General features: G+C 69.9%; 25 protein-coding genes. 14 read left to right on the forward strand and 11 right to left on the reverse strand.

Going from position 1 to position 22,652, the window contains the following annotated elements; genetic code table 11:
- Positions 1-54: 54 nt before the first annotated feature.
- Both KCH48_RS28585 and KCH48_RS28590 read left to right on the forward strand, forming a co-directional pair.
- Positions 55-720 carry a hypothetical protein gene (locus tag KCH48_RS28585; RefSeq protein ID WP_210577779.1) on the forward strand — a complete coding sequence of 222 codons (666 nt, stop codon included), beginning with the start codon at positions 55-57 and terminating at the stop codon, positions 718-720.
- Between the two features lie 140 nt (positions 721-860).
- Positions 861-1,193 (forward strand): DUF2516 family protein, encoded by a 333-nt coding sequence (locus KCH48_RS28590; RefSeq protein ID WP_210577780.1) that lies wholly within the window; start codon positions 861-863, stop codon positions 1,191-1,193.
- A 94-nt stretch (positions 1,194-1,287) separates the two neighbouring features.
- On the opposite strand, the gene KCH48_RS28595 is transcribed toward KCH48_RS28590, so the two are convergent.
- The 3 genes from KCH48_RS28595 to KCH48_RS28605 all read right to left on the reverse strand — a co-directional run bounded on the left by KCH48_RS28595 (position 1,288) and on the right by KCH48_RS28605 (position 5,102).
- The gene (locus KCH48_RS28595) at positions 1,288-2,598 is read right to left on the reverse strand and encodes a PP2C family protein-serine/threonine phosphatase (protein ID WP_210577781.1); all 1,311 of its coding nucleotides are present in this window, start codon (positions 2,596-2,598) and stop codon (positions 1,288-1,290) included.
- A 319-nt stretch (positions 2,599-2,917) separates the two neighbouring features.
- Positions 2,918-4,006, reverse strand: a complete 1,089-nt coding sequence (locus KCH48_RS28600; RefSeq protein ID WP_210577782.1) for a C40 family peptidase — start codon at positions 4,004-4,006, stop codon at positions 2,918-2,920.
- 247 nt (positions 4,007-4,253) lie between these two features.
- The gene (locus KCH48_RS28605) at positions 4,254-5,102 is read right to left on the reverse strand and encodes a class I SAM-dependent methyltransferase (RefSeq protein ID WP_374104723.1); all 849 of its coding nucleotides are present in this window, start codon (positions 5,100-5,102) and stop codon (positions 4,254-4,256) included.
- 169 nt (positions 5,103-5,271) lie between these two features.
- Between KCH48_RS28605 and mshA the strand changes: the two genes are divergently transcribed.
- From mshA to KCH48_RS28620, 3 genes are all read left to right on the forward strand, one after another.
- A complete protein-coding gene (gene mshA / locus KCH48_RS28610; RefSeq protein WP_210577784.1) occupies positions 5,272-6,609 on the forward strand; it encodes a D-inositol-3-phosphate glycosyltransferase in 1,338 nt (445 codons plus the stop codon).
- On the forward strand, positions 6,602-7,102 hold the full coding sequence (locus tag KCH48_RS28615) for a YbjN domain-containing protein (RefSeq protein WP_210577785.1): 501 nt from the start codon (positions 6,602-6,604) through the stop codon (positions 7,100-7,102). The genes mshA and KCH48_RS28615 overlap by 8 nt, the downstream gene beginning before the upstream one ends.
- Before the next feature lie 131 nt (positions 7,103-7,233).
- Positions 7,234-8,904 (forward strand): glycosyl hydrolase family 28-related protein, encoded by a 1,671-nt coding sequence (locus KCH48_RS28620; RefSeq protein ID WP_246886021.1) that lies wholly within the window; start codon positions 7,234-7,236, stop codon positions 8,902-8,904.
- Here KCH48_RS28620 and KCH48_RS28625 read toward each other — a convergent pair.
- A complete protein-coding gene (locus tag KCH48_RS28625; protein ID WP_210577787.1) occupies positions 8,883-9,689 on the reverse strand; it encodes an AraC family transcriptional regulator in 807 nt (268 codons plus the stop codon). The two genes, KCH48_RS28620 and KCH48_RS28625, sit on opposite strands and share 22 nt — an antisense overlap.
- 49 nt (positions 9,690-9,738) lie before the next feature.
- On the opposite strand from KCH48_RS28625, the gene KCH48_RS28630 reads away from it, so the two are divergent.
- Entirely contained in the window at positions 9,739-10,164 is a 426-nt protein-coding gene (locus KCH48_RS28630) for a DUF2000 domain-containing protein (protein WP_246886022.1), read from the forward strand.
- Positions 10,165-10,180: 16 nt separating this feature from the next.
- Here the strand turns inward: KCH48_RS28630 and KCH48_RS28635 are convergent, their stop codons facing one another.
- Positions 10,181-11,431 carry an MFS transporter gene (locus tag KCH48_RS28635; protein WP_210577789.1) on the reverse strand — a complete coding sequence of 417 codons (1,251 nt, stop codon included), beginning with the start codon at positions 11,429-11,431 and terminating at the stop codon, positions 10,181-10,183.
- Between the two features lie 180 nt (positions 11,432-11,611).
- Here KCH48_RS28635 and KCH48_RS28640 point away from each other — a divergent pair, with 180 nt between their 5' ends.
- Positions 11,612-12,373 (forward strand): phosphoglyceromutase, encoded by a 762-nt coding sequence (locus tag KCH48_RS28640; RefSeq protein WP_210577790.1) that lies wholly within the window; start codon positions 11,612-11,614, stop codon positions 12,371-12,373.
- Positions 12,374-12,475: 102 nt separating this feature from the next.
- Here the strand turns inward: KCH48_RS28640 and KCH48_RS28645 are convergent, their stop codons facing one another.
- Together KCH48_RS28645 and KCH48_RS28650 are read right to left on the reverse strand one after the other, a co-directional pair.
- The gene (locus tag KCH48_RS28645; RefSeq protein WP_210577791.1) at positions 12,476-13,102 is read right to left on the reverse strand and encodes a dihydrofolate reductase family protein; all 627 of its coding nucleotides are present in this window, start codon (positions 13,100-13,102) and stop codon (positions 12,476-12,478) included.
- Between the two features lie 65 nt (positions 13,103-13,167).
- Positions 13,168-13,374, reverse strand: a complete 207-nt coding sequence (locus KCH48_RS28650; protein WP_210577792.1) for a hypothetical protein — start codon at positions 13,372-13,374, stop codon at positions 13,168-13,170.
- A 176-nt stretch (positions 13,375-13,550) separates the two neighbouring features.
- On the opposite strand from KCH48_RS28650, the gene KCH48_RS28655 reads away from it, so the two are divergent.
- Positions 13,551-13,997 carry a VOC family protein gene (locus KCH48_RS28655; protein ID WP_210577793.1) on the forward strand — a complete coding sequence of 149 codons (447 nt, stop codon included), beginning with the start codon at positions 13,551-13,553 and terminating at the stop codon, positions 13,995-13,997.
- A 38-nt stretch (positions 13,998-14,035) separates the two neighbouring features.
- Here the strand turns inward: KCH48_RS28655 and KCH48_RS28660 are convergent, their stop codons facing one another.
- The 3 genes from KCH48_RS28660 to phoU form a co-directional block, all read right to left on the reverse strand.
- Positions 14,036-14,284: an SCO4226 family nickel-binding protein gene (locus tag KCH48_RS28660; protein ID WP_210577794.1), complete on the reverse strand. Its 249-nt coding sequence runs from the start codon at positions 14,282-14,284 to the stop codon at positions 14,036-14,038.
- A gap of 128 nt (positions 14,285-14,412) precedes the next feature.
- Positions 14,413-14,577 (reverse strand): hypothetical protein, encoded by a 165-nt coding sequence (locus KCH48_RS28665; RefSeq protein ID WP_210577795.1) that lies wholly within the window; start codon positions 14,575-14,577, stop codon positions 14,413-14,415.
- A gap of 135 nt (positions 14,578-14,712) precedes the next feature.
- Positions 14,713-15,414: a phosphate signaling complex protein PhoU gene (phoU, locus tag KCH48_RS28670; protein ID WP_210577796.1), complete on the reverse strand. Its 702-nt coding sequence runs from the start codon at positions 15,412-15,414 to the stop codon at positions 14,713-14,715.
- A gap of 235 nt (positions 15,415-15,649) precedes the next feature.
- On the opposite strand from phoU, the gene KCH48_RS28675 reads away from it, so the two are divergent.
- Both KCH48_RS28675 and KCH48_RS28680 read left to right on the forward strand, forming a co-directional pair.
- Positions 15,650-16,984, forward strand: coding sequence for a cell wall metabolism sensor histidine kinase WalK (locus tag KCH48_RS28675; RefSeq protein WP_210577797.1), 1,335 nt, complete (start codon positions 15,650-15,652; stop codon positions 16,982-16,984).
- Complete coding sequence (locus tag KCH48_RS28680) at positions 16,981-17,661, forward strand: response regulator transcription factor (protein ID WP_015659563.1); 681 nt, start codon at positions 16,981-16,983, stop codon at positions 17,659-17,661. Before KCH48_RS28675 ends, KCH48_RS28680 begins: the two co-directional genes overlap by 4 nt.
- An 85-nt stretch (positions 17,662-17,746) precedes the next feature.
- Here the strand turns inward: KCH48_RS28680 and KCH48_RS28685 are convergent, their stop codons facing one another.
- A complete protein-coding gene (locus KCH48_RS28685; protein ID WP_210577798.1) occupies positions 17,747-18,412 on the reverse strand; it encodes a copper chaperone PCu(A)C in 666 nt (221 codons plus the stop codon).
- Between the two features lie 624 nt (positions 18,413-19,036).
- Here KCH48_RS28685 and KCH48_RS28690 point away from each other — a divergent pair.
- From KCH48_RS28690 to cysS, 4 genes are all read left to right on the forward strand, one after another.
- Positions 19,037-19,519, forward strand: coding sequence for a CarD family transcriptional regulator (locus KCH48_RS28690; RefSeq protein WP_003953493.1), 483 nt, complete (start codon positions 19,037-19,039; stop codon positions 19,517-19,519).
- 309 nt (positions 19,520-19,828) lie between these two features.
- A complete protein-coding gene (gene ispD / locus KCH48_RS28695) occupies positions 19,829-20,581 on the forward strand; it encodes a 2-C-methyl-D-erythritol 4-phosphate cytidylyltransferase (RefSeq protein WP_210577799.1) in 753 nt (250 codons plus the stop codon).
- On the forward strand, positions 20,571-21,062 hold the full coding sequence (ispF, locus tag KCH48_RS28700) for a 2-C-methyl-D-erythritol 2,4-cyclodiphosphate synthase (RefSeq protein ID WP_210577800.1): 492 nt from the start codon (positions 20,571-20,573) through the stop codon (positions 21,060-21,062). The genes ispD and ispF overlap by 11 nt, the downstream gene beginning before the upstream one ends.
- Before the next feature lie 129 nt (positions 21,063-21,191).
- Positions 21,192-22,592: a cysteine--tRNA ligase gene (gene cysS, locus KCH48_RS28705; protein ID WP_210577801.1), complete on the forward strand. Its 1,401-nt coding sequence runs from the start codon at positions 21,192-21,194 to the stop codon at positions 22,590-22,592.
- The last annotated feature ends 60 nt before the right edge of the window (positions 22,593-22,652 follow it).

Consider the following 22,652-nt stretch of genomic DNA (forward strand, 5'->3'; position numbering starts at 1 on the left):
ACTGACCCGCGGGACCCAAAACCCTCAAGCACGCGACCCGGGAGGACCATCACCATGGCCATCACCGACGACCTCCGTAAGACCCTCAGCGACCCGACCCCGCTCTACTTCGCCGCCGGCACCGCCGACCTGGCCCTCCAGCAGGCCAAGAAGGTGCCCTCCCTGGTGGAGCAGCTGCGCTCCGAGGCGCCGGCCCGTATCGACGCCGTACGCAACACCGACCCGAAGTCCGTCCAGGAGCAGGCCACCGCCCGCGCCAAGGAGGTCGGTGCCAAGGTCAAGGGGACGCAGGAGAACGTCCAGACCAAGGTCAACGAGTTCATCGGCTCGCTGGACGCCGACATCAAGAAGCTCGGCAGCACCCTCGACGCCGACCTGAAGAAGCTCGGCGAGACTGCCCAGGACATCGCGCTGCGCTCGGTCGGCGTCGCCGCCGAGTACGCCGTCAAGGCCCGCGAGACCTACGAGAAGGTCGCCGAGCACGGCGAGCAGGCCGTGAAGACCTGGCGCGGCGAGGCCGCCGAGGAGATCGAGGAGCTCGCCGTCGCGGTCGAGCCCAAGGCCGAGCCGGTCGAGCTCAAGGAAGCCGGCCAGCCCAAGGCCGCCGAGAAGCCCGCCGAGGCCAAGGCCGAGCCCGCCCCGGCGAAGAAGCCCGTCGCGAAGAAGGCTCCGGCCGCCCGCAAGACCACGGCCAAGAAGACGACGCCGCCGGCCAAGTAAGGCAGGCGGAGAAGACGGACGGGTCGTAACGGGTCGGGCACTCCTGGAGTGCTCGGCCCGTTCTGCGGGTAGCGGGTTTCCGGTTGCGGGTACGGTGACCGCGTAGGGACTAACCGATACGGGTGGTGGACGTTGTGCTGATGCAGGGGTTCGCAGGGTTCATGTGGCTGCTGAGCGTCGCCCTGATCCTTTTCAGCGGCTTCGCTCTCTTCGACGCCGTCACGCGCCGCGAGGACGCCTACCGCGCGGCCGACAAGCAGACCAAGCCGTTCTGGCTGATCATCCTCGGGATCGCCTTCGTGGTGAACCTGATCTTCAACATCCTGTCGTTCCTGCCGATCATCGGCCTCATCGCCACGATCGTGTACATGGTCGACGTCCGCCCGGCCATCCGCAGCCTCCCCGGCGGCGGCCGCCCGAGGAGGGGTTCGAGCAGCGACGGCCCTTACGGCCCATACAACGGCGGACGGTAAGTAAAGCGCCCCAAAGGGGCGCGGGGAACTGCGCGACCAGCCACAACGGACCGGCAGACGGCGCACGACAGAACCCGCTACGGCGAGCCCCCGCTCAGCCCGCCCGATCCAACAGCAACACCGCCACGTCGTCAGTCAACTCGCCCCCATTGAGCGCCCGCACCTCATTGACGACCGCCCGCAACAACGCCTCCCCACCCAACCCCTCGGACAGCTGCCGACGGACAAGCGACACCATCCCGTCCTGCCCGAGCCGCTCCCGCCCCTCACCGACATGCCCCTCGATCAGCCCGTCGGTATAGAGCATCAGGCTCCACTCCCGCCCCAGCTCCACCTGCGTCCGCGGCCACCGCGCACCGGGCAGCAGACCGATCGCCGGCCCGTTGTTGTCATGCGGCAGCAACCGCGCGGGCCGCCCCGGCCGGGCAACCAGCGGCGCCGGATGCCCCGCGAGGCACAGCCCCGCCCGCCGCCCGTCCGGCGCGATATCCACCGTGCACAGCGTCGCGAAGATCTCCTCGTCGGCGCGCTCATGCTCCAGCACCTGCTGCAACGTGCCGAGCAGCTCATCCCCGCACAGCCCCGCCAGGGTCAGCGCCCGCCAGGCGATCCGCAGCTCAACGCCGAGCGCCGCCTCATCCGGGCCATGCCCGCAGACGTCGCCGATCATGGCGTGTACCGTGCCGTCCGGCGTGCGGACGACGTCGTAGAAGTCACCGCCGAGCAGTGCCCGCGAGCGCCCCGGGCGGTATCGCGCGGCGAACCGCAGCGAGGAGCCCTCCAGCAGCGGCGTCGGCAGCAGGCCGCGTTCCAGGCGCCGGTTCTCCTGCGCCCGCATCCGGCCCTCGGCGAGCCGCCGCTCGGCCGTGTCGGAACGTTTCCGCTCCACGGCGTACCGGATCGCCCTGCTCAGCAGCCGGCCGTCCAGTTCATCCCGGAAGAGATAGTCCTGCGCGCCCACACGGACCGCCTCGGTGGCGCGCTCGGTGTCGCCGGACGCGGTCAGCGCGAGCACGGCGTGCCGGGGCGCGAGCTCCAGGACGTGCTTGAGTACGGCCAGCTCGTCCTCGTCATCGGTTCGGCCGGGCGCGGGCAGCGCGAGGTCGAGCAGGATGCAGTGGACGTCGTCGGTCAGCAGCCGCCCGGCCTCGGTGAGATTGCGGGCCGTGCGGATGCGGATCGGCTTGCCGGAGGAATCGAGCAGTTCGGGCACGATCGGCGAGCCGCCGGGATCGTCCTCGATCACCAGCAGGGTCAGGTTCGCGGCACTGCCGCTCGGGTTGTCGACCGGCTCTGCCGTGCGCGGGGCCTCTTGCTTGGAGGGACCGCGCTCTGTGGACGCGGCCGGCGCCTGACCACTTTCCACGGCCGGGATCGCTCTCTGCCGCGGTACGGGTACGGGCATTGTGTTGGGTTCCTTCCCTCCCCCCGAGGGCATGGCCGGGGGACGAGGAAGTCCTCCCACCGACCGGGACCATAGCGGTTGTCGACGCCGTAAAGGAATGGTGTGACGCACGCCGCTCGGCACTCGGCCGCTGTCATATGCCGCTTTCCGTACCGCAGTTGGACAGGGCGACCACGAGACGGGGATGACGAAGGTCACGTCCGCGGATGTTTGAACGCCCGTGCCGGGTGGGCCAGATCACGTGGTATGAGTCACGAAACGGACGGAGCTTTATATATCCCTCCGTACGTGACCGGCGAGGGACTTGCCCGACGAAACCTCACGCCCCCGGCCGCACCACCCCGAGTATCGGCATCGACCCGGCGCCCGCGATCGTCACCGTCCGCCCCGGGCGCGGGGCGTGGACGATCGCGCCGTCGCCGATGTACATCGCGACATGGCTGGCGTCGTCGAAGTAGATGATGAGGTCGCCGGGGCGCATGTCCTTGACGTCGACCGACTTCAGCTGCTTCCACTGCTCCTGCGAGGTGCGCGGAATCACATCGCCGGCCGCGAGCCAGGCCTGTGAGGTCAGGCCCGAGCAGTCGTACGTCTCGGGACCCTCGGCGCCCCACTCGTACGCCTTTCCGACCTGGGCCGTCGCGTACGCGACCGCCTTCTTGCCCGCCGCGGTGGCCTTGCCCTGCACGTCGTCGAGGACGCCGGTGTCGAGCCAGGCGGTCTGCGCCTCGTACGCGGCCTGGCGCTCCAGCTCGGCGAGGCGCTTCTTCTCGTCCTTCTCCAGCTCGGACTCGAGCTTCTCGGCCGCCGCGATCTGCTTCTTGATCTTCTTCTGGGCGGTCGCCTTGGCCTTGCGGTTGGCCTCCAGCTTCTTCCACTGGGCGGAGGCGTCCTTGGCGTACTGCTCCAAGTCCTGCTGGGTGCGGGTCATTTCCTGGATCAGGGCCTTGGTGGCGCGCTCGCCCTGCAGTACACGGCCCGCGCCGTCGAGGAACTGCTGAGGGTTGTCACTGAGCATCAGATGCGCCTCGTCCGGCAGCCCGCCGCTGCGGTACTGGGCGCGGGCCGCCGCGCCGGCGCGCTTCTTGAGGTCGTCCAGTCTCGCCTGCCCCTGGACGATCTTGTTGGCCAGGCCGACGATCTCCGCGGACTGCTGCTTGGCCTTCTCCTCGGCGGCGTTGTACGCGTCCGTGGCGGCGGCGGCCTCGCGGTAGAGCCTGTCGATCTTCTCGCGGACGACCTCAAGCTCCGCGTTCGTCACGGGAGTCGAGGAAGCGGAAGCGGACGCCGGGGGAGTCGGCGTGGGAGTCGGTGCGGCGAACGCCATGCCGGGTGCCGCCGCCAGCACGGTGACCGCACAGACCACGGTCACGGCCGCCGAGATCAGGCCCCGCTTGCCCGTACCCATACCACTGCCCCCAAACTGATTTACCGTCAGTAACTTACGGACACCCGGGGGATCGTGCCACGAGAGGGCACAAAACGACAGAGGCAAGGACTCTCTCCCCCGTTCAACCGCTGCTACGACGATCTCCCCACCTTTGTGACGAGCCACTCCCGGAGATCGTTCCCGGTCTTCCCGCCGCCCGGGGAAACGAGAGGGAAACCTGTCCGGTCCTGTGCCCCAAGCCGCCAGGTCCTGCGCCCCGGAACCGTCAGAACCTGGGCGCCAACGCCGCCCAGCGCACGGTCACTTCACCCTGCCGCCAGCGCACCGGCCCGTCCGCCACCGGCCAGTCGGCGCGCAGATCCCGGACCGCGCGCATCCAGCGCTGGCGGGCGCCGTAGGAGGCGTAGGGCGCGGCAGCCGCCCAGGCGCGGTCGAAGTCGCGCAGGAAGGCATGGACCGGTTCGCCGGGGACATTGCGGTGGATGAGCGCTTTCGGGAGGCGCTCGGCGAGGTCCGACGGCCGCTCCAGGGACCCGAGTCGGGCCGCGAACGTCACCGTGCGCGGCCCCTCCGGACCGAGCGCCACCCACACATGCCGCCGCCCGATCTCGTCGCAGGTGCCTTCGACGAGCAGTCCGCCGCCGGAGCCGTCCGCCCGGGGCGCGAGCCGGGCGCACAGCCGCTCCCAGACCCCGGCGACCTCGTCCTCGTCGTACTGGCGCAGCACGTTGGCGGCGCGGACGAGCAACGGCCGCTGAGGGATGGGAATTTCGAACCCGCCGTGCCGGAACACCAGCCCCTCGCGCTCGTACGGCCGTGCCGCCGCGACCCGCGCCGGTTCGATCTCGACGCCGACGACCCGCGCGCGTGGGGCGACCGTACGGAGGCGGCCGAGCAGTTCGACGGCCGTCCAGGGGGCCGCGCCGTAGCCGAGGTCGACCGCGACGGCGTCGGCGCTGCGGCGCAGTGCGGCGCCGTGTGTGGCCGCGATCCAGCGGTCCATGCGGCGGAGCCGGTTCGGGTTGGTGGTCCCGCGCGTCACTGTTCCCACAATGGGGGTCCCCCCGCTCGAGCGAAGTCGAGAGTGGGGGAGGGCCGTCGCGCGGGAGGTCATGGCTACGAGGGTATGTGAACGCACTTCGACCTCGAACGGTTGAGCGACCACCGGTAATGATTCAGCAAAAAACTCCGAACCAGAAATGGAATGCCATCGTCCGGTGTTCCTCCTCTGGAGGGCCCGCACGTCCTCCCGAAGGCATGCCCGGAACAAGGAGGAACGCCACGTGAGCCACTACGTCAGCAGGCTCGGACGGCGCTCCCCGGCCGCGCACCCGCGGCTGCGGCTGCACCGCCGTCCCCGCCGTGTCGCGATGCTCTCCGTGCACACCTCACCGCTCCACCAGCCGGGCACCGGCGACGCCGGCGGCATGAACGTCTACATCGTGGAACTGGCGCAGCGCCTCGCCGCCATCAATATCGAGGTGGAGATCTTCACGCGCGCCACCACCGCCGCCCTCCCCCCGACCGTCGAACTCGCCCCCGGCGTCCTCGTCCGCCACGTCGACGCGGGCCCCTACGAAGGCCTCGCCAAGGAAGACCTCCCGGCCCAGCTGTGCGCCTTCACCCACGGCGTCATGCAGGCCTGGGCCGGTCACCGCCCCGGCTACTACGACCTCGTCCACTCGCACTACTGGCTCTCCGGCCACGTCGGCTGGCTCGCCGCCCAGCGCTGGGGCGTCCCCCTGGTGCACGCCATGCACACCATGGCCAAGGTCAAGAACGCCAACCTGGCCGACGGCGACACCCCCGAGCCCGCCGCCCGCGTCATCGGCGAGACCCAGATCGTCACCGCCGCCGACCGCCTCATCGCCAACACGGCGGAAGAGGCCGAGGAGCTGGTACGGCACTATGCCGCCGAGCGCGACAAGGTCGCCGTGGTCCACCCCGGCGTCAACCTCGAACGCTTCAGCCCGGACGGTGGCCGCGCCGCCGCCCGCGCCCGCCTCGGCCTCCCGCAGGACGCCCTGATCCCGCTCTTCGCGGGCCGCATCCAGCCCCTGAAGGCCCCCGACGTGCTGCTGCGCGCGGTGGCCGTCCTCCTGGACGAGCGCCCCGAGCTGCGCTCCCGCATCCTCGTCCCCGTCGTCGGCGGCCCCAGCGGCAGCGGGCTCGCCAAGCCGGAGGGCCTGCAGAAGCTGGCCGCGCGGCTCGGGATCGCGGATGTCGTACGGTTTTGCCCGCCCGTCGCCCAGGACCAGCTCGCGGACTGGTTCCGGGCCGCCTCCGTGCTGGTCATGCCGTCCTACAGCGAGTCCTTCGGCCTGGTCGCCATCGAGGCGCAGGCGGCGGGCACGCCGGTGCTCGCGGCGGCGGTCGGTGGGCTTCCGGTGGCGGTACAGGACGGACGTACCGGATTCCTCGTCCAGGGACACAATCCCGTCGACTACGCGCGCGTGCTGGGCGATTTCGCCGACGACCCCGCGCTGTCGGGACGCATGGGCGCGGCAGCCGCCCGGCACGCGCAGTTCTTCGGCTGGGACACCGCGGCCGCCGCCACGGCGGACGTCTACACGGCGGCGACCCAGTCGTACCGCCGTCGCGTACGCTCCCACCATGGCTGAGGTACCGAAGGCAGCGCAGGTCATCGAGGGTTTCCTGAAAGACGCCGAACTCGAGTGGGAGAGCCCCGAGCCCGGCAACTACGTCGTGAAACTCCCCGGCACCCGCAAGCTCTCCACGACCGTCTCCCTTCTCGTCGGCCGCCACTCCCTCTCCCTCAACGCCTTCGTCATCCGTCACCCCGACGAGAACGAGGGCGGAGTCCACCGCTGGCTCCTGGAGCGCAACCTCAAGCTGTACGGCGTCAGTTACGCCGTCGACCCGCTCGGCGACATCTACGTCACCGCCAAGCTCCCCCTCTCCGCCGTCACCCCGGACGAGATCGACCGGCTGCTCGGCCAGGTCCTGGAGGCGGCGGACGGCTCTTTCAACACCCTCTTGGAGCTCGGTTTCGCGTCCGCGATCCGCAAGGAGTACGAGTGGCGGGTGTCGCGCGGCGAGTCGACCCGCAATCTGGATGCGTTCATGCATCTGATTCAGCGACCCACTGACTGATCTGAAGGTCCGGACTAACTAACCCCTGCGCGACCTCTTCCCGGTGCAGGGGTCTCGTGTCATGCTCACCGCCGACGCAGATCTGAACGTCGTTCACATCCATGAAAATCCGCATGGAAGGACGCTCGGACATGAGCCATCAGCACGGAACGGGAGTCACACGACGCACCCTGCTCGCCGCCGCCACGGCGGTGGCAGCCACCGCCGCCACCGGCGGCACCGGCGGCACGGCACAGGCCGCCGAAGTCCCCGCCCTCTGGAGGGAGTTCACCCGAACCCCCTTCACGCACCCGCAGATCCCGTACATCGGCCGCGCGGGCTGCCACCGCGGAGCGACCCGCTTCCCGCGCCGCCCGGTCGTCGCCGACGTCCGGAAGTACGGCGCCGTGGCGGACGGCACGACCGACTCCGCTCCCGCGATCAACCGTGCCATCGCCGCTGCCGGCCGGGCCGGCGGTGGCACGGTGTCCATCCCGCCCGGCACCTTCCGCATCGACGACGTCATCCGCATCGGCCACTCGAACGTGGTCCTCCGCGGCGCCGGCAGCGGCCGTACGACGCTCTACGCGACAAAGAACCTCACCGAACTCATCGGCGTGTACGGATCGCGCTACGGCGGCGACAAGTCGTCGTGGTCATGGGCGGGCGGGCTCATCTGGCTTGCCCCCACGGCCCGTTGGGAGTCCCTCACAGCCGCCATCCGCGCCAAGACCTGGCCTTTCGAAGGCTGGACCGGCAACAAACGCGACGAGTGGCGGACGCTGACGACCGTGGCCCCCGCCCGCCAGGGCTCCTGGACGATCACCGTCGCGGACCCGTCGAAGCTCCGCCCCGGCACCCTCGTCCTCCTCCGCCTCGCCGACGACCCCGATCACACGCTCCTGAAGCACATGTGCGGCGGCGGCCCCGGCCCCGAGGCGTACCCCTGGGACGACAAGACGAAGCTGACCTCGTACGTCCCCTACGAATGGCCCGTCCGCATCGCCCACGTCCGCGGCCACAAGGCCACCCTCGAACGCCCGCTCCCTCTCGATGTACGCCCGGAGTGGGACCCCCGACTGACCACGCACGTCAAGGAGTTGACGGGCGCAGGTGTCGAGGGCCTCACCCTGGAGGCGGCGCACACCCCGCAGCAGCCGCACCTGCTGGACAAGGGGCACAACGGCGTCGTACTCCAATGCGCCTACGACTGCTGGGTGGACGATGTGACGGTCCGTCACGTCGACAACGGCTTCGGCCTGGTGGCCGCCTCCGCCTGCACGCTCCGCCGCACGCGCGTGTCGGGCCGGGGCGCCCATCACCCGTACTTCTGCCGCGAGGGCTCGCACGACAACCTCGTCGAGGACTTCACGATCGACCGGCGCACCGCCCCCGCCCCGGCAGGAACCCAGTTGCACGGCATCAACGTCGAGGGCCTGTCGTCGTACAACGTCTGGTCGCGAGGCGACATGGGGATGGGCACCTTCGACAGCCACCGCGGTCTGCCCTTCGCGAACGTCCGCACCGACATCACCGTCGACAACACCGGCCGGCACGGCGGCGACGCGACCGCGGGCCCGCTGTTCGGCGCCCGCTTCACGCACTGGAACATCCGGGTGACCAACGGCCGCGCGGGCCTGATGAAGATCGACGGCCTGGCTCCCTGGTCCGCCACGGTCGGCATCAACGAGGTGCGGGAGTTCGACCAGATCGACGTCCCCGACTTCACCGGCGACCTGCACTCCCGGCTGGAGTTGTACGGCACCACGGACGCCGTACGGCCGCGCAATCTGTACGACGCTCAGCGCGCGCTGATGCGGTAGCTGAGGCGATAGCGGCCCGGGGTCACCCCGACCAGCTTCTTGAAGTGCCGCGTCAGATGGGCCTGGTCGTAGAACCCGGTCGCGGTGGCCGTCTCGGCCGGGCTCGCGCCACGCAGCAGCAGGGCGCGGGCGCGGTCGACACGGCGGGAGTTGAGGTACTGGTGCGGTGCGATGCCGTAGGCGGTGCTGAACGCCCGTACCAGGTGGGCGGGGTGGGCGTGCAGCAGCCGGGCGGCCTCGTCGAGGGTGAGGCCCTCGGTGACGCGGGCGTCGAGGAGTTGGCGCAGGCCGCCGGCGAGGGCGGGGTCTCGGCGTTCCCCGACGGCCGAGCGCGCCCGCAGATGGGTCCGCAGCCGGTCTCCTACGAGCGTCAGCCTGCTCTCGGCCTCCAGCTCGTCGCCGGGATGGGCGAGCGCGGAGTGCAGTTGGCCCACACGCTGCCTGAGCACGGGGTCGCGCAGGTCGGGCGAGTCGACGGCGGGCCCGATGAGGTCGTCGGGGAGATGGGTCGCGTCAAGGTACAGGACGCGCTTGCGGAAGCCGTGCGGGGTGACGGGGGAGCCGTTGTGCGGGACGTGCGGCGGCAGCAGGGACACCGTGTCGTGCGGGGTGCCGTGCTCGTGCCGGTCGAGGTCGTACCGTACGGCGCCGTCGTCCACGATGAGCAGCGTCCAGGCCTCGTGGACGTGCATCGGATAGGCGTACTCGGTGAAGTGCGCGTGGAAGACCTCGACGACGCCCGGGATGTGCGGGCGCCAGGCGGAGATGTCACGCCGGGTGGCCATGCAAAGAACGTACAAGACGACGGCGTACGACGATCGGCAGTCTCGAAGCATGAGCACTGAGCCGATTCGCTTCGACACGAAGATCGCCGTCCTCCTGCGCGACGACCTGGAGCCCTGGCAGCGCCTGAACGTCACCGCGTTCCTGGTCAGCGGCCTGGGCACGCAGCTCCCCGAGGTGATCGGCGAACCCTACGAGGACGCGGACGGCGTCCGGTACCTGCCGATGTTCCGCCAGCCCGTCCTCGTCTTCGAGGCCACCAAGGAGACCCTGACGGCAGCCCACGTGCGCGTGCTCTCCCGTTCCCTCCCGCGCGCGCTCTTCACCTCCGACCTCTTCGCCACCGGCAACGACCGCGACAACCGGGCGGCGGTGCGCGCCGTGCCGACCGGGGAGCTGGACCTGGTGGGGCTGGCGGTGTACGGGCCGCGGAACGCGGTGGACAAGGCGGTGAAGGGGGCGCGGATGCATCCGTAACGACTTCTTCCGCGAGTCAGGCGGCTTTGACCTCTGTCTTCGCGGCGGACGCCTCCGGCGCCGGGTCCTGCGAGGGAAGCCGCCGCATCAGGACGCCGTACCCGAGCCCCGCCACCGTCCCGATGACCGCGCACAGCCCCCACAGCCACTCCGCGCCCCACCGGTCGATGACGACACCGGACATCAGCGGGGCGACGAGGGAGGCCACCGCCCAGGACATGGTGTACATGCCCTGGTAGCGCCCGCGGCCGTGCACCGGGGACAGGCGGACGACGAGGCTGGTCTGGGTCGGGGCGTTGACGATCTCGGCGAGGGTCCAGACGCAGACGGTGAGGGCGAAGACGCCGACCGAGCCGGCGAAGGCGGTGAGGCCGAAGCCGTAGCCGGCGAGGAGGGCGGAGATCACGAGCAGGCGTCCCGGGTCCCGGTGTTCGATATAGCGGGTGACCGGGATCTGGAGGACGACGATCAGGACGCCGTTGACGGCGATGGCCAGGCCGTAGTCGGCCGGGGTGAAGCCGGCCTCGCCCATCGCCACCGGCAGGCCCACCATGCCCTGCTGGAAGATCAGGGCGATCAGGAAGGACAGGCCGACGACGCCCATGAAGCGGCCGTCGCGCAGGACCGTGCCGAGGCCGGTGTCGTCCGCCGCCTTCTCGGCCGCGGTGCGTTCGGGGCGGGACTCCGGCAGCTTCAGGAAGACCACGATGGCGCAGATCATGGTCATGCCCGCCTCGATGAGGAAGCCGGCGAGGTAGCTGAACTCGGCGATGAAGCCCGCCGCCATGGAGGAGACGGCGAACCCGAGGTTGATGGCCCAGTAGTTGAGGGAGAAGGCCCGGACGCGGTCCTCGGGGCGGACGATGTCGGCCATCATCGCCTGTACGGCGGGCCGGGAGGCGTTGCTGGCCATGCCGACCAGGAAGGCGACGGCCGCGATGGCGAGGGGGTGGTGCATGAACCCCAGCAGCGCGACCGAGACGGCCGTGGACGCCTGCGCCACGAGCAGCGTCGGCCGCCGCCCGAGCCGGTCCGTCAGCACGCCGGCGCCGACGGAGGAGACGACTCCGCCGAGTCCGTGGAGGGCGGCGACCAGACCGGCGTACGTGGCGGAGTAGCCGCGGTCGAGGGTGAGGTACAGCGCCATGAAGGTGGCGACGAAGCCGCCGAGCCGGTTGACGAGGGTGCTGGTCCACAGCCACCAGAACTCGCGGGGGAGTCCGGAGACGGTTTCTCGGGCGGCGCGTCTCAGAGAGGCGAGCGACATCGGGTCCCCCACGGAAGTCAGCCGGCTGTATGCGGCTGTATCGGCTGTAAGCGGCTCAGGCGGTGAGCACAACTTACGAGGACGCTGTCGCGCGGGGCCACTGAATTAACAGATCCCGTCAACCGTCCGCTCTGCGGGCGGCCGTACAAGCGATCAAAGCCTTGGATTACGCTCGGACGCATGGCCGACGCACCGTACAAGCTGATCCTCCTCCGCCACGGCGAGAGCGAATGGAACGCGAAGAACCTGTTCACCGGCTGGGTGGACGTCAACCTCAACGAGAAGGGCGAGAAGGAGGCAGTCCGCGGCGGTGAGCTGCTCAAGGACGCCGGCCTGCTGCCCGACGTCGTGCACACCTCCCTCCAGAAGCGCGCGATCCGCACCGCGCAGCTCGCGCTGGAGTCTGCCGACCGCCTCTGGATCCCGGTCCACCGCAGCTGGCGCCTGAACGAGCGTCACTACGGCGCGCTCCAGGGCAAGGACAAGGCGCAGACTCTCGCCGAGTTCGGCGAGGAGCAGTTCATGCTGTGGCGCCGCTCGTACGACACGCCCCCGCCGCCGCTGGACCGCGACGCCGAGTACTCGCAGTTCGACGACCCGCGCTACGCGACCCTCCCGCCGGAGCTGCGCCCGCAGACGGAGTGCCTCAAGGACGTCGTCGTCCGCATGCTCCCGTACTGGTTCGACGGCATCGTCCCCGACCTCCTCACCGGCCGCACGGTCCTGGTGGCGGCCCACGGCAACTCCCTGCGCGCCCTCGTCAAGCACCTCGACGGCATCTCCGACGCGGACATCGCGGGCCTGAACATCCCGACGGGCATCCCGCTGTCGTACGAACTGGACGCCGACTTCAAGCCGGTGAAGCCTGGCGGCACGTACCTCGACCCGGATGCGGCTGCGGCGGCTATCGAGGCGGTCAAGAACCAGGGCAAGAAGAAGTAGGGTTTGTGATCATGCCCCCGACCTGCGCATATGGCGCGAGTCGGGGGCCTTTTTCGAGTACGAGCAGCCGTGCCCCGGGGATCTCATCGACGTCGACGGTGGTCAGCGGATCACCTCCAGGACGTCGTAGGTCAAGTGCGTCGCGGTCGACGTCGACGTCACGCTCCGCTGCGCCAGCATCCGCGGCGGTCCGCCGGCGAACAGGGGCGTCCCGGCGCCCAGCACCACGGGCGCGAGGTGCAGCGTCAGTACGTCGACCAGCCCTGCGGCGAGCGCCGAGCGGACGGTGGCGCCGCCGCCCATGAGGACCACGTCGAGATCCTTGCCGCTGTCCGACGCCGCCGCATCGGCGCGCTCACGCGCGACGGCGACAGCGTCGGGCAGACCCGTGGTGACGAACGTCCAGTCGAGGCCGGTGAGCCGCACCTCCTCGGGCGGCGAACTCGTCACGACGACGAACGCGGGCTTGCCGACCTCGCCGGCGCCATAGCCGATCGTGTCGTCCCAGCCGCCCGGCCCGTCGACCACGTCGAAGAGCCTGCGCCCGAGGACGACGGCACCCGAGCGCGCGGTCGCCTCCCCCAGAACCCGGCGGTCCTCGGGATCGTCGGAGAACGCCCAGGTGTGCAGAGCCTCACCGCCGGTTCCCAGACCGTTGTCCGGGCCGGGGGCGGGCCCGGTGACGAAGCCGTCGAGAGACACCGAGATGTCAGCGATGATCCGAGTCATACCAGGGCAGACCCGCTCCACCGCCCAAACTCATCGCGGCCCGGCACCCGCCGTCCCCTACGGCCTCAAGCCGCCGCCTCCGCCAAGCGCTGAAACGCCTCCGTCGTGCGCGGGTGGACGATCTCGTCGAGCAGGTGGCGCCACTCGGGGTCGGGGAGGGTGGCGTGGGCCTGGTCCCAGGCGGTGAGGAGGAGGGCGAGTTCGGTGTCGGCGGGGGCCTCGGGAAGGTCGGCCGTCGTCGGGCTGGTCTGTGCGGAGAGCAGCGAGTTCATGGGAGGTTCCTTCCGGATGAGGACTGCCGGCCTCGGGGACCTGCTGGGTTCCTGCTGGGTTCTACGATGTCGCCGTCCGCCCGCCCGAACCATGGAGTGCCCTACCGAGTCGCGAGTGCAGGTAGCACCACCCCGTTCGTACGGCATTCCCGCCCCGTTCGCGGCACAGTGGACGTATGGACGCAGCGGACGCGCATCACACGAACCTGTTGGCCGGTGCGACACCGGCGACCCGGCTGCCCGCGCGGGATCTGGAGCGGGCGCGGCGTTTCTACTCCGAGCGGCTCGGGCTCGAGCCTGTCGAGGAGCGGCCCGGCGGGCTGAAGTACCGCACCGGTGGTGTGGAGTTCATCGTGTTCGAGTCGATGGGAACCTCGCCCGGCACGTTCACCCAGATGGCATGGAAGGTCGACGACATCGACGCGGTCGTCGCCGAACTCAAGGCGCGCGGCGTGGAGTTCGAGGACGTCGAGATGCCCGCGCTGTACGGCGGCGGACGGACCGTGGACGGCATCCTCGAAGTCGAGGGCAACTACCCGAGCACCGGCGCACGCGGCGAACGCGGTGCGTGGTTCCGGGACAGCGAGGGGAACCTGCTCGCCATCGGGGCGCCGGTGATGTGAGGGACCGACAGAAAGCCGGCCCCCCACTCCACTGGCGGTCAGATCGACAGCGGAACCTTGTGGACCTCGTCCGCCTTGTGCCCCGCCCGCTCGTGAATGCGCTGGACCGCTTCGGCCGAAGGTGCCTCGGAGAGGCAGTAGACGATGCCGGACTCCGGGTCCGCCCAGGCCCGCTCGAAGTGGACGCCCTCTTCCTTCTCGATGGCGAGGTCCGCCTGGTGGGCCTCCCTGAGCTGTTCGGCCGTAATGCCCTTCATCCCGGTGTGTACGTCCATGAACTGAGCCATGGCCTCGCACCTCCTTCTCGCCCGTGCGCGTACCCCGTGCTCTTCCTCCATGCTGCGCCCGTACGGCCGTACCAACCAGCGCAGGGGCCCCGGCGCGATGGCCGGGGCCCCTGCGGAGAACGGGTCGGTCAGCCGCACTGGCACGGATTGCCGGACTGGCATCCGCACTGGCAGCCCGAGCCGCAGCCGCACGCGCCGATCAAGGTCAGGTTCTTGATCTCGGCGGGCTGCTCGGTCGGACGTTCCTGGGTGGGGTCGGGTGTCGTGCCGGAGATGCTGGGGGATTCGGCCATGGTCCCTCCTCAAGGCTGGAGCCTGTGCCCATTCCATGCCCGCCCGGCCGGTCGCATCAACGGCGCACGGAGGCTCTGACGCACGCCCCCGTGCGGAATCTCAGGCTCCCGTACGAACGTCTCAGGCCCCCAGTCTCATGAGCCCTCCGCGCCCGTCACCGGCTGGATGTCCGGCTGGATGTCGGACTGGAGCTCGTCCGCGTGCTCCCCGGTGACCAGGAACACGACGCGCTTGGCGACGGCCACGGCGTGGTCGGCGTAGCGCTCGTAGTAGCGGCCGAGCAGGGTGACGTCGACGGCGGTCTCGATGCCGTGCTTCCACTTGTCGTCCAGGAGGTGCTGGAAGAGCGTGCGGTGCAGCAGGTCCATCTCGTCGTCGTCCTGCTCGAGCTGCATCGCCAGGTCGACGTCCTTGGTGATGATGACCTCGGCCGCCTTCGCCATCAGGCGCTGGGCCAGCTGGCCCATCTCCAGGATGGTGGCGTGCAGGTCGTGGGGGACCGCGCGCTCCGGGAAGCGCAGCCGGGCCAGCTTGGCCACGTGCTGGGCCAGGTCGCCCGAGCGCTCCAGGTCGGCCGACATCCGCAGCGAGGTGACGACGATGCGCAGGTCGGTGGCCACCGGCTGCTGGCGTGCCAGCAGGGCTATGGCCCGGGCCTCGAGGTCGTGCTGGAGCTCGTCGACCTTCTTGTCGCCCTCGATGACGCTCTCGGCCAGCTTCAGGTCGGAGTCGAGGATCGCCGTCGTGGCGCGCCCGATCGCTGATCCGACCAGCCGGGCCATCTCGACCAGACCGTCACCGATCGAGTCGAGTTCCTCGTGGTACGCGTCCCGCATCAGGGTTCCTCTCGTACGTCTGTTTCAGTGGCAGCCGGGGGCCGGGCCCGGTGCATCAGGTTCTGCTGAAACCGGCGCTTCGCACCCCACGCTTCCACGTTCCGGCCCGTACGCGTCCGTTTTCGCCACCCCAAATGAACCAACCCTAGCTCCAAGGTGAACTCTGGGCGACGAGTGTTCGAGGTCGCACTCCGATGGCTGTGGGCATGGACTATCCCATGCCTAACCTGGATGCATGGACGTGAACGCGGCGGTCGCCGCAGCGGCAGCGATCGCCGGTGTGCTCACCGGTGTCATCGCCATGCTGGCGTTCCGCTGGAGCGAACGCGACCAGAAGCGACCCACGAGAACCTCTCTGCACACCGACCCGGTCCTGCCACCGGGCGTCGACACGGTGCTGTCCGTGCTGCGCTCCTCGGCCGTCGTCCTCGACGAGGGGGACGCCGTGGTCAAGGCCAGCTCGGCGGCGTACGCCCTGGGCCTGGTCCGAGGCGGCAAGCTCGCCGTGGAGCCGATGCTGCAGATGGCCCGCGACACCCGGCGCGACGGAGAGATACGCCAGGTGGAGTTGGATCTGCCGAGGAGGGGAACCGGCCGGGGCGAGGCCCTCGCCGTCTCCGCGCGCGTCGCGCCCCTCGGCTCCCGACTCGTACTGCTCCTGGTCGAGGACCTCACCGAGGCCAGACGCATCGAGGCGGTACGGCGCGACTTCGTCGCGAACGTCAGCCATGAGCTGAAGACGCCGGTGGGCGCTCTCTCCCTCCTCTCCGAGGCCGTCATGGACGCCTCGGACGACCCGGAGGCCGTGGAGCGCTTCGCCGGCCGTATGCAGATCGAGGCGACCCGCCTGACCAACCTGGTCCAGGAACTCATCGACCTCTCCCGGGTGCAGAACGACGACCCGCTGGAGGACGCCGAGCCGGTCCGCGTCGACGAACTCGTCGCCGAGGCCATCGACCGCTGCCGGCACGCGGCCGGCACCAAGCAGATCACCATGGCCGCCAGTGTGGGGGGCGGGCCCGTAGGGACCTCGGATGAGGGTGGTGGTGGGCGACGGGCGGAAACCGCCGACCTGCACCTCTGGGGCAACCGCGGCCAGCTCGCCGCGGCCCTCGGCAACCTCGTCGAGAACGCCGTCAACTACTCGCCCGCCCGCACCCGCGTCGGCATAGCGGCCCGTAAGGTGACCGCGTCAGGCGGTGCCCATATCGAGATCGCCGTGACCGATCAGGGCATCGGCATCTCGGAGAAGGACAAGGAGCGCGTCTTCGAGCGCTTCTACCGCGTCGACCCCGCCCGCTCCCGTGCCACAGGCGGTACGGGCCTCGGGCTGGCGATCGTCAAACACGTGGCCGCCTCGCACGGTGGGGAGGTCTCGGTGTGGAGTTCCGAGGGACAGGGCTCCACATTCACCCTGCGGCTGCCGGAGGCGGGTGTCGCCCGTGACCGTGCGACGCAGCACTCCGCCCTCGACGACGAGGCCGGACAGTCCGCACCCGCCGTCCCGTCCCCTGATTCCCCTGATTCATCCCAGTACGAACCGCTTCCCGCCCCGGAGGTCCTTCCGTGACCCGAGTGCTCGTCGTCGAGGACGAGGAGTCCTTCTCCGACGCCCTGTCGTACATGCTCCGCAAGGAGGGCTTCGAGGTCGCCGTCGCGACCACCGGGCCCGACGGACTCGACGAGTTCGAGCGCAACGGCGCCGACCTCGTCCTCCTCGACCTGATGCTGCCGGGCCTCCCCGGCACCGAGGTCTGCCGTCAGCTGCGCGGACGCTCCAACGTCCCCGTCATCATGGTGACCGCCAAGGACAGCGAGATCGATAAGGTCGTCGGCCTGGAAATAGGAGCCGACGACTACGTCACCAAGCCCTTCTCGTCGCGCGAGCTGGTCGCCCGTATCCGGGCCGTCCTGCGCCGCCGCGGCGAGCCGGAGGAGGTGACCCCGGCCGCCCTGGAGGCGGGCCCGGTCCGCATGGACGTGGACCGCCACGTCGTGACGGTCTCCGGCTCCAAGGTCGACCTCCCCCTCAAGGAGTTCGACCTCCTGGAGATGCTCCTGCGCAACGCCGGCCGCGTCCTCACCCGCATGCAGCTCATCGACCGCGTCTGGGGCGCCGACTACGTCGGCGACACCAAGACCCTCGACGTCCACGTCAAGCGCCTCCGCGCCAAGATCGAACCGGACCCGGGCGCGCCCAGGTACCTGGTGACGGTGCGTGGCCTGGGCTACAAGTTCGAGCCGTAAACCGATTTCGTACGACGATGAAGGGCGGGACCTCGCTGGAGGTCCCGCCCTTCGTTTCCCGCACGGCTGTTTCTCGTACGACTGCTCAGTGGCCGGCGGCCTCGTCCGAGGCGGACCCGGTGGGCGTGGCGCTCCCGGAGGCGGCGTCGCTCGGGGTGACGTCGCCGGACGGGGAGGCCGACCCGGAGGGCGAGCCCGAGGCACCCTCGCCCGGCTTCCCGGAGCCGCCCGGCGCCGCCGGGACCTCGGTCGGGCCCCAGCTGGAGAAGTAGTGCTCGGCCGGGACGACGAAGGCCTCCAGGCTCACGTCGCCGGTCGTGGAGAAGGTGAACGTGACCTTCTGGGCGTCGCCGTCCTTCATGGCCTCGCGGCTGCCGGTGAGGACGGCGGAGGCGTTGTTCTCGCCGCCGAGGAGCAGCGAGCCCCCGGCCGGGATCGAGAAGTTCTTGCCCTTGGCCGCGGTCAGCTCGGCGGTGCCGGCGCCCTCCACGGTGATGGAGTCGAGCGTCTGCGCCTTGTTGCCGCTGTTGAACACGGTCGCGGAGATCGCCGCCGGGCCGGTCGACTCCTCGGCGGGCTGGGTGATGACCACGGCGTTCTGGATCTTGATGTCCCCGACGGTCGTGGCGGCGTTGTCCGGCTTGACCCCCAGGGTCTGGGCGTTGTTGCCGGCCGCGCACGCGGAGAGCGAGGCGATCGAGAACGCGATGGCGGCGGCGGCGAGGGCACCGCGTCGAAGGCTGCTGCTCACGGCGGCGGCAACTCCTTGACTCGAACGGGGCGGGCGCGTAAATCCGCCCTAAGTGTCTGTCAGCGGCCTTAGGCTACCGACCCGTTCCCGCGCGACCGCACCCGACCCTCCCCAAGAGCCCCGCTTCCCTCACCGGGCGGCGTTCGGCGTACTCGCGGAAGTGACTCACGAGTCACTTTGCACCGGCACTCGTCGGCCATTCACATAAGTGGCCGACATCGCGTCGGCATAGTCGAACCACCGGTGCACAAACTTTCCGTGAAGGAATGCGCGGCCGCCCCGAGAATTGATCACCGACCGCCGCGCCGGTCCCCTGTGATCAATTTCGGATTCGTCGCGTACCCCACTCCAGGCACCGAACGGAGTAGCGGAAGTCGAGCACTTGGAACCGGACATATGGGGACGTTCGTCCACTTGGAGGGGCCTCCGGATGTGTGTAACGTACGCGTTTCACTTCCCCCGGAGAGCCGCTCCGACCTGCGAATACCTTCTTCCACTCGGCTCGCGAAGCACGTTCCTGTCGCTGTTGTCAAGCCCCGAGATATGCCCTGACCTGCGAAAACGCCATTCAGAACCCGCCGTTTCCGTGTTACTCTGGATAGCCACGGAAGGGGTACCTGTCACATGACGTTCAAGGTTGGCGACACCGTGGTCTATCCCCATCACGGGGCCGCGCTGATCGAGGCCATCGAAACTCGCCAGATCAAAGGCGTGGACAAGACCTACTTGGTGCTGAAGGTCGCCCAGGGTGACCTGACGGTGCGTGTGCCAGCGGACAATGCGGAGTTCGTCGGCGTGCGTGATGTGGTCGGTCAGGACGGGCTGGACCGGGTCTTCGAGGTGCTGCGCGCGCCGTACGCCGAGGAGCCCACGAACTGGTCTCGTCGTTACAAGGCAAATCTGGAGAAGCTCGCCTCCGGCGATGTCATCAAGGTCGCGGAAGTCGTACGTGACCTGTGGCGTCGTGAGCGCGAGCGTGGACTCTCCGCCGGTGAGAAGCGCATGCTCGCCAAGGCCCGCCAGATCCTGGTGAGCGAACTCGCCCTCGCGGAGAACACGAACGAGGACAAGGCCGAGGCCCTGCTCGACGAGGTCCTCGCGTCCTGACGCAGGCGACAACCACGCCGTACTGCCTCAAGTCACATGGAAATGCCGCGGTGCCCGATGACGTATGTTCTGTCGCCGGGCGCTGCGGCATGTTCGCGCCCAGCGCTGCCGCGGACACCGCGCGGTGATGTCGTACACAGTGATGTCGTACGCAATCCGTACGCCGAGGAAGGGGACCCCCGTACTTGGCGTGCCGGGCCCGGGCAGCTGGCTCGACCGGGGTCACGGAAGGGTTCCGGTCAAGGCGTCGCGCCCGGCACGGTGTGGCCATACCCAAGTAGGCCGAGCACACAAACCTGACAGGAACCGATGTCTGACGATTCGCGCCCTTCGCCCGCGTCCGCACGCACTGCCGCGGTGATTCCTGCCGCCGGCCGGGGTGTACGCCTCGGTCCGGGCGCCCCCAAGGCACTCCGTGCGCTGGGCGGCACCCCCATGCTGATCCACGCGGTGCGCGCGATGGCCGCGTCCCGTGCCGTCTCCCTCGTGGTCGTCGTGGCTCCGCCGGAGGGCGCCGGCGAGGTCAAGTCCATGCTGGACGCGCATGCGCTGCCGGAGCGGACGGACTTCCTCGTCGTGCCCGGCGGTGACTCCCGCCAGGAGTCGGTGAAGCTGGGCCTGGACGCCCTGCCCCCCGAGTACGACATCGTGCTGGTGCATGACGCGGCCCGGCCGCTCGTCCCCGTGGACACGGTGGACGCCGTGATCGAGGCGGTCCGCGAAGGCGCGACGGCCGTGGTGCCCGCCCTTCCGCTCGCCGACACCGTCAAGCAGGTCGAGCCGGCATCGACGCCGGGTGACCCCGAGCCGGTCGTCGCCACGCCGGACCGCTCCCGTCTCCGCGCGGTGCAGACACCGCAGGGCTTCGACCGGGCGACGCTGGTCCGGGCGCACGAGACGGTGACGGACGACGTCACCGACGACGCGAGCATGGTCGAGCACCTGGGGTCGCGGGTCGTCGTCGTGCCCGGCCACGAGGAGGCCTTCAAGGTCACACGCCCCCTGGACCTCGTCCTCGCGGAGGCTGTCCTCGCCCGCAGGAGGCTGAACGATGGCTTCTGAGGCACCGTTTCCCCAAGTCGGCATCGGCACCGACATCCACGCCTTCGAGAACGGCCGCGACCTGTGGTGCGCCGGCCTGAAGTGGGAGGGCGAGGGCCCGGGCCTGGCCGGACACTCCGACGCGGACGTCGTCGCCCACGCGGCATGCAACGCCCTGTTCTCGGCCGCCGGGCTCGGCGACCTCGGCCAGCACTTCGGCACGGGCCGCCCCGAGTGGTCGGGCGCCTCCGGGATCACCCTCCTGACCGAGGCCGCCCGCATCGTCCGCGACGCCGGCTTCCAGATCGGCAACATCGCGGTCCAGCTGGTCGGCACCAGGCCGAAGATCGGCAAGCGCCGGGAAGAGGCCCAGAAGATCCTGTCGGACGCGGCGGGCGCACCGGTGTCGGTGTCGGGGGCGACGACGGACGGGCTCGGGTTTCCGGGTCGGGGCGAGGGGCTGATGGCGGTGGCAACGGCGTTGGTGGTCAAGAAAGCCTGACTGGCCCGACCTAAAGGGGCGCGGGGCTGTATCGATATGCGGCTCCGCCGCGTGGGCGCGCCCAGCCCCCACCCGTCCGCACCCGACAACGTTCCCGCACACCCCTCACCGCCTACTACTCTGGACACCGTGACTATTCGCCTGTACGACACCAACGCCCGGCAGATCCGTGACTTCACCCCGCTCACGCCGGGCTGTGTCTCGATCTACCTGTGTGGCGCCACCGTGCAGGCCGCACCGCACATCGGACACGTCCGCTCCTACCTGAACTTCGACATCCTGCGCCGCTGGTTCCAGTACCGCGGCTACGAGGTCACGTTCATCCGCAACGTCACCGACATCGACGACAAGATCATCGCCAAGGCCGCCGACCAGGGCCGCCCCTGGTGGTCCATCGGGTACGAGAACGAGCGCGCGTTCAACGACGGCTACAACGCCCTCGGTTGCCTGCCGCCCACGTACGAGCCCCGCGCCACCGGCCACATCACCGAGATGGTCGAGATGATGCGCGGCCTCATCGAGCGCGGACACGCCTACGAGGCCGACGGCAACGTCTACTTCGACGTTCGGTCGTTCCCGGAGTACCTCCAGCTGTCGAACCAGGAGCTGGACAACCTGCTCCAGCCCTCCGGCGAGGGCGAGACCGGCAAGCGGGACCAGCGTGACTTCGCCATGTGGAAGGCGGCGAAGCCCGGCGAGCCGAGCTGGGAGACGCCTTGGGGCCGTGGCCGCCCCGGCTGGCACCTCGAGTGCTCCGCCATGGCCCACAAGTACCTCGGCTCCGCCTTCGACATCCACGGCGGCGGACTCGACCTGATCTTCCCGCACCACGAGAACGAGATCGCCCAGGCCAAGGCCTACGGCGACGAGTTCGCCCGGTACTGGCTGCACAACGCCTGGGTCACCATGAGCGGCGAGAAGATGTCCAAGTCGCTCGGCAACTCGGTGCTGGTCTCCGAGATGGTCAAGCAGTGGCGGCCCATCGTCCTGCGCTACTACCTCGGCACCCCGCACTACCGCTCGATGATCGAGTACAGCGAGGAGGCCCTGCGCGAGGCCGAGTCGGCGTTCGCGCGGATCGAGGGCTTCGTGCAGCGCGTGGTCGACCTGGCCGGGGGAGCCGTAGACCCCGCTCCCGAGGTGCCGCTCGCCTTCGCCGAGGCGATGGACGACGACCTGGGCGTCCCGCAGGCGCTCGCCGTCATCCACACCACGGTCCGGCAGGGCAACTCGGCGCTCGCGGCCGACGACAAGGAAGCCGCCGTGGCCCGCCTCGCCGAGGTCCGCGCCATGCTCGACGTCCTCGGCCTGGATCCGCTCGACCCGCACTGGGCCGGGGAGAGCGACCGGGGCGAAGATCTGCACGGCGTTGTCGACAGCCTCGTACGCCTGGTCCTCGACCAGCGTGAAGCGGCCCGCTCCCGCAAGGACTGGGCCACCGCCGACGCCATCCGCGACCAGCTCAACCAGTCGGGTCTGGTCATCGAGGACAGCCCGACGGGCCCGCGCTGGACGCTCGGTCCGCGCTGAGCCTTTCTTGATCGATTGTGCCGCCCGGCCGTCCGGGCGGCACACTGCATAGACGCACAT

This window comes from Streptomyces sp. GESEQ-4, from assembly GCF_017948455.1.
Classification (GTDB): domain Bacteria; phylum Actinomycetota; class Actinomycetes; order Streptomycetales; family Streptomycetaceae; genus Streptomyces.

Coding starts and splice junctions, on each gene's coding strand:
- KCH48_RS28585 (WP_210577779.1), top strand. CDS start 55: ATGGCCATCACCGACGACCTCCGTAAGACCCTCAGCGACCCGACCCCG.
- KCH48_RS28590 (WP_210577780.1), top strand. CDS start 861: ATGCAGGGGTTCGCAGGGTTCATGTGGCTGCTGAGCGTCGCCCTGATC.
- KCH48_RS28595 (WP_210577781.1), bottom strand. CDS start 2,598: ATGCCCGTACCCGTACCGCGGCAGAGAGCGATCCCGGCCGTGGAAAGT.
- KCH48_RS28600 (WP_210577782.1), bottom strand. CDS start 4,006: ATGGGTACGGGCAAGCGGGGCCTGATCTCGGCGGCCGTGACCGTGGTC.
- KCH48_RS28605 (WP_374104723.1), bottom strand. CDS start 5,102: ATGACCTCCCGCGCGACGGCCCTCCCCCACTCTCGACTTCGCTCGAGC.
- KCH48_RS28615 (WP_210577785.1), top strand. CDS start 6,602: ATGGCTGAGGTACCGAAGGCAGCGCAGGTCATCGAGGGTTTCCTGAAA.
- KCH48_RS28620 (WP_246886021.1), top strand. CDS start 7,234: ATGAGCCATCAGCACGGAACGGGAGTCACACGACGCACCCTGCTCGCC.
- KCH48_RS28625 (WP_210577787.1), bottom strand. CDS start 9,689: ATGGCCACCCGGCGTGACATCTCCGCCTGGCGCCCGCACATCCCGGGC.
- KCH48_RS28630 (WP_246886022.1), top strand. CDS start 9,739: ATGAGCACTGAGCCGATTCGCTTCGACACGAAGATCGCCGTCCTCCTG.
- KCH48_RS28635 (WP_210577789.1), bottom strand. CDS start 11,431: ATGTCGCTCGCCTCTCTGAGACGCGCCGCCCGAGAAACCGTCTCCGGA.
- KCH48_RS28640 (WP_210577790.1), top strand. CDS start 11,612: ATGGCCGACGCACCGTACAAGCTGATCCTCCTCCGCCACGGCGAGAGC.
- KCH48_RS28645 (WP_210577791.1), bottom strand. CDS start 13,102: ATGACTCGGATCATCGCTGACATCTCGGTGTCTCTCGACGGCTTCGTC.
- KCH48_RS28650 (WP_210577792.1), bottom strand. CDS start 13,374: ATGAACTCGCTGCTCTCCGCACAGACCAGCCCGACGACGGCCGACCTT.
- KCH48_RS28655 (WP_210577793.1), top strand. CDS start 13,551: ATGGACGCAGCGGACGCGCATCACACGAACCTGTTGGCCGGTGCGACA.
- KCH48_RS28660 (WP_210577794.1), bottom strand. CDS start 14,284: ATGGCTCAGTTCATGGACGTACACACCGGGATGAAGGGCATTACGGCC.
- KCH48_RS28665 (WP_210577795.1), bottom strand. CDS start 14,577: ATGGCCGAATCCCCCAGCATCTCCGGCACGACACCCGACCCCACCCAG.
- phoU (WP_210577796.1), bottom strand. CDS start 15,414: ATGCGGGACGCGTACCACGAGGAACTCGACTCGATCGGTGACGGTCTG.
- KCH48_RS28675 (WP_210577797.1), top strand. CDS start 15,650: ATGGACGTGAACGCGGCGGTCGCCGCAGCGGCAGCGATCGCCGGTGTG.
- KCH48_RS28690 (WP_003953493.1), top strand. CDS start 19,037: ATGACGTTCAAGGTTGGCGACACCGTGGTCTATCCCCATCACGGGGCC.
- ispD (WP_210577799.1), top strand. CDS start 19,829: ATGTCTGACGATTCGCGCCCTTCGCCCGCGTCCGCACGCACTGCCGCG.
- ispF (WP_210577800.1), top strand. CDS start 20,571: ATGGCTTCTGAGGCACCGTTTCCCCAAGTCGGCATCGGCACCGACATC.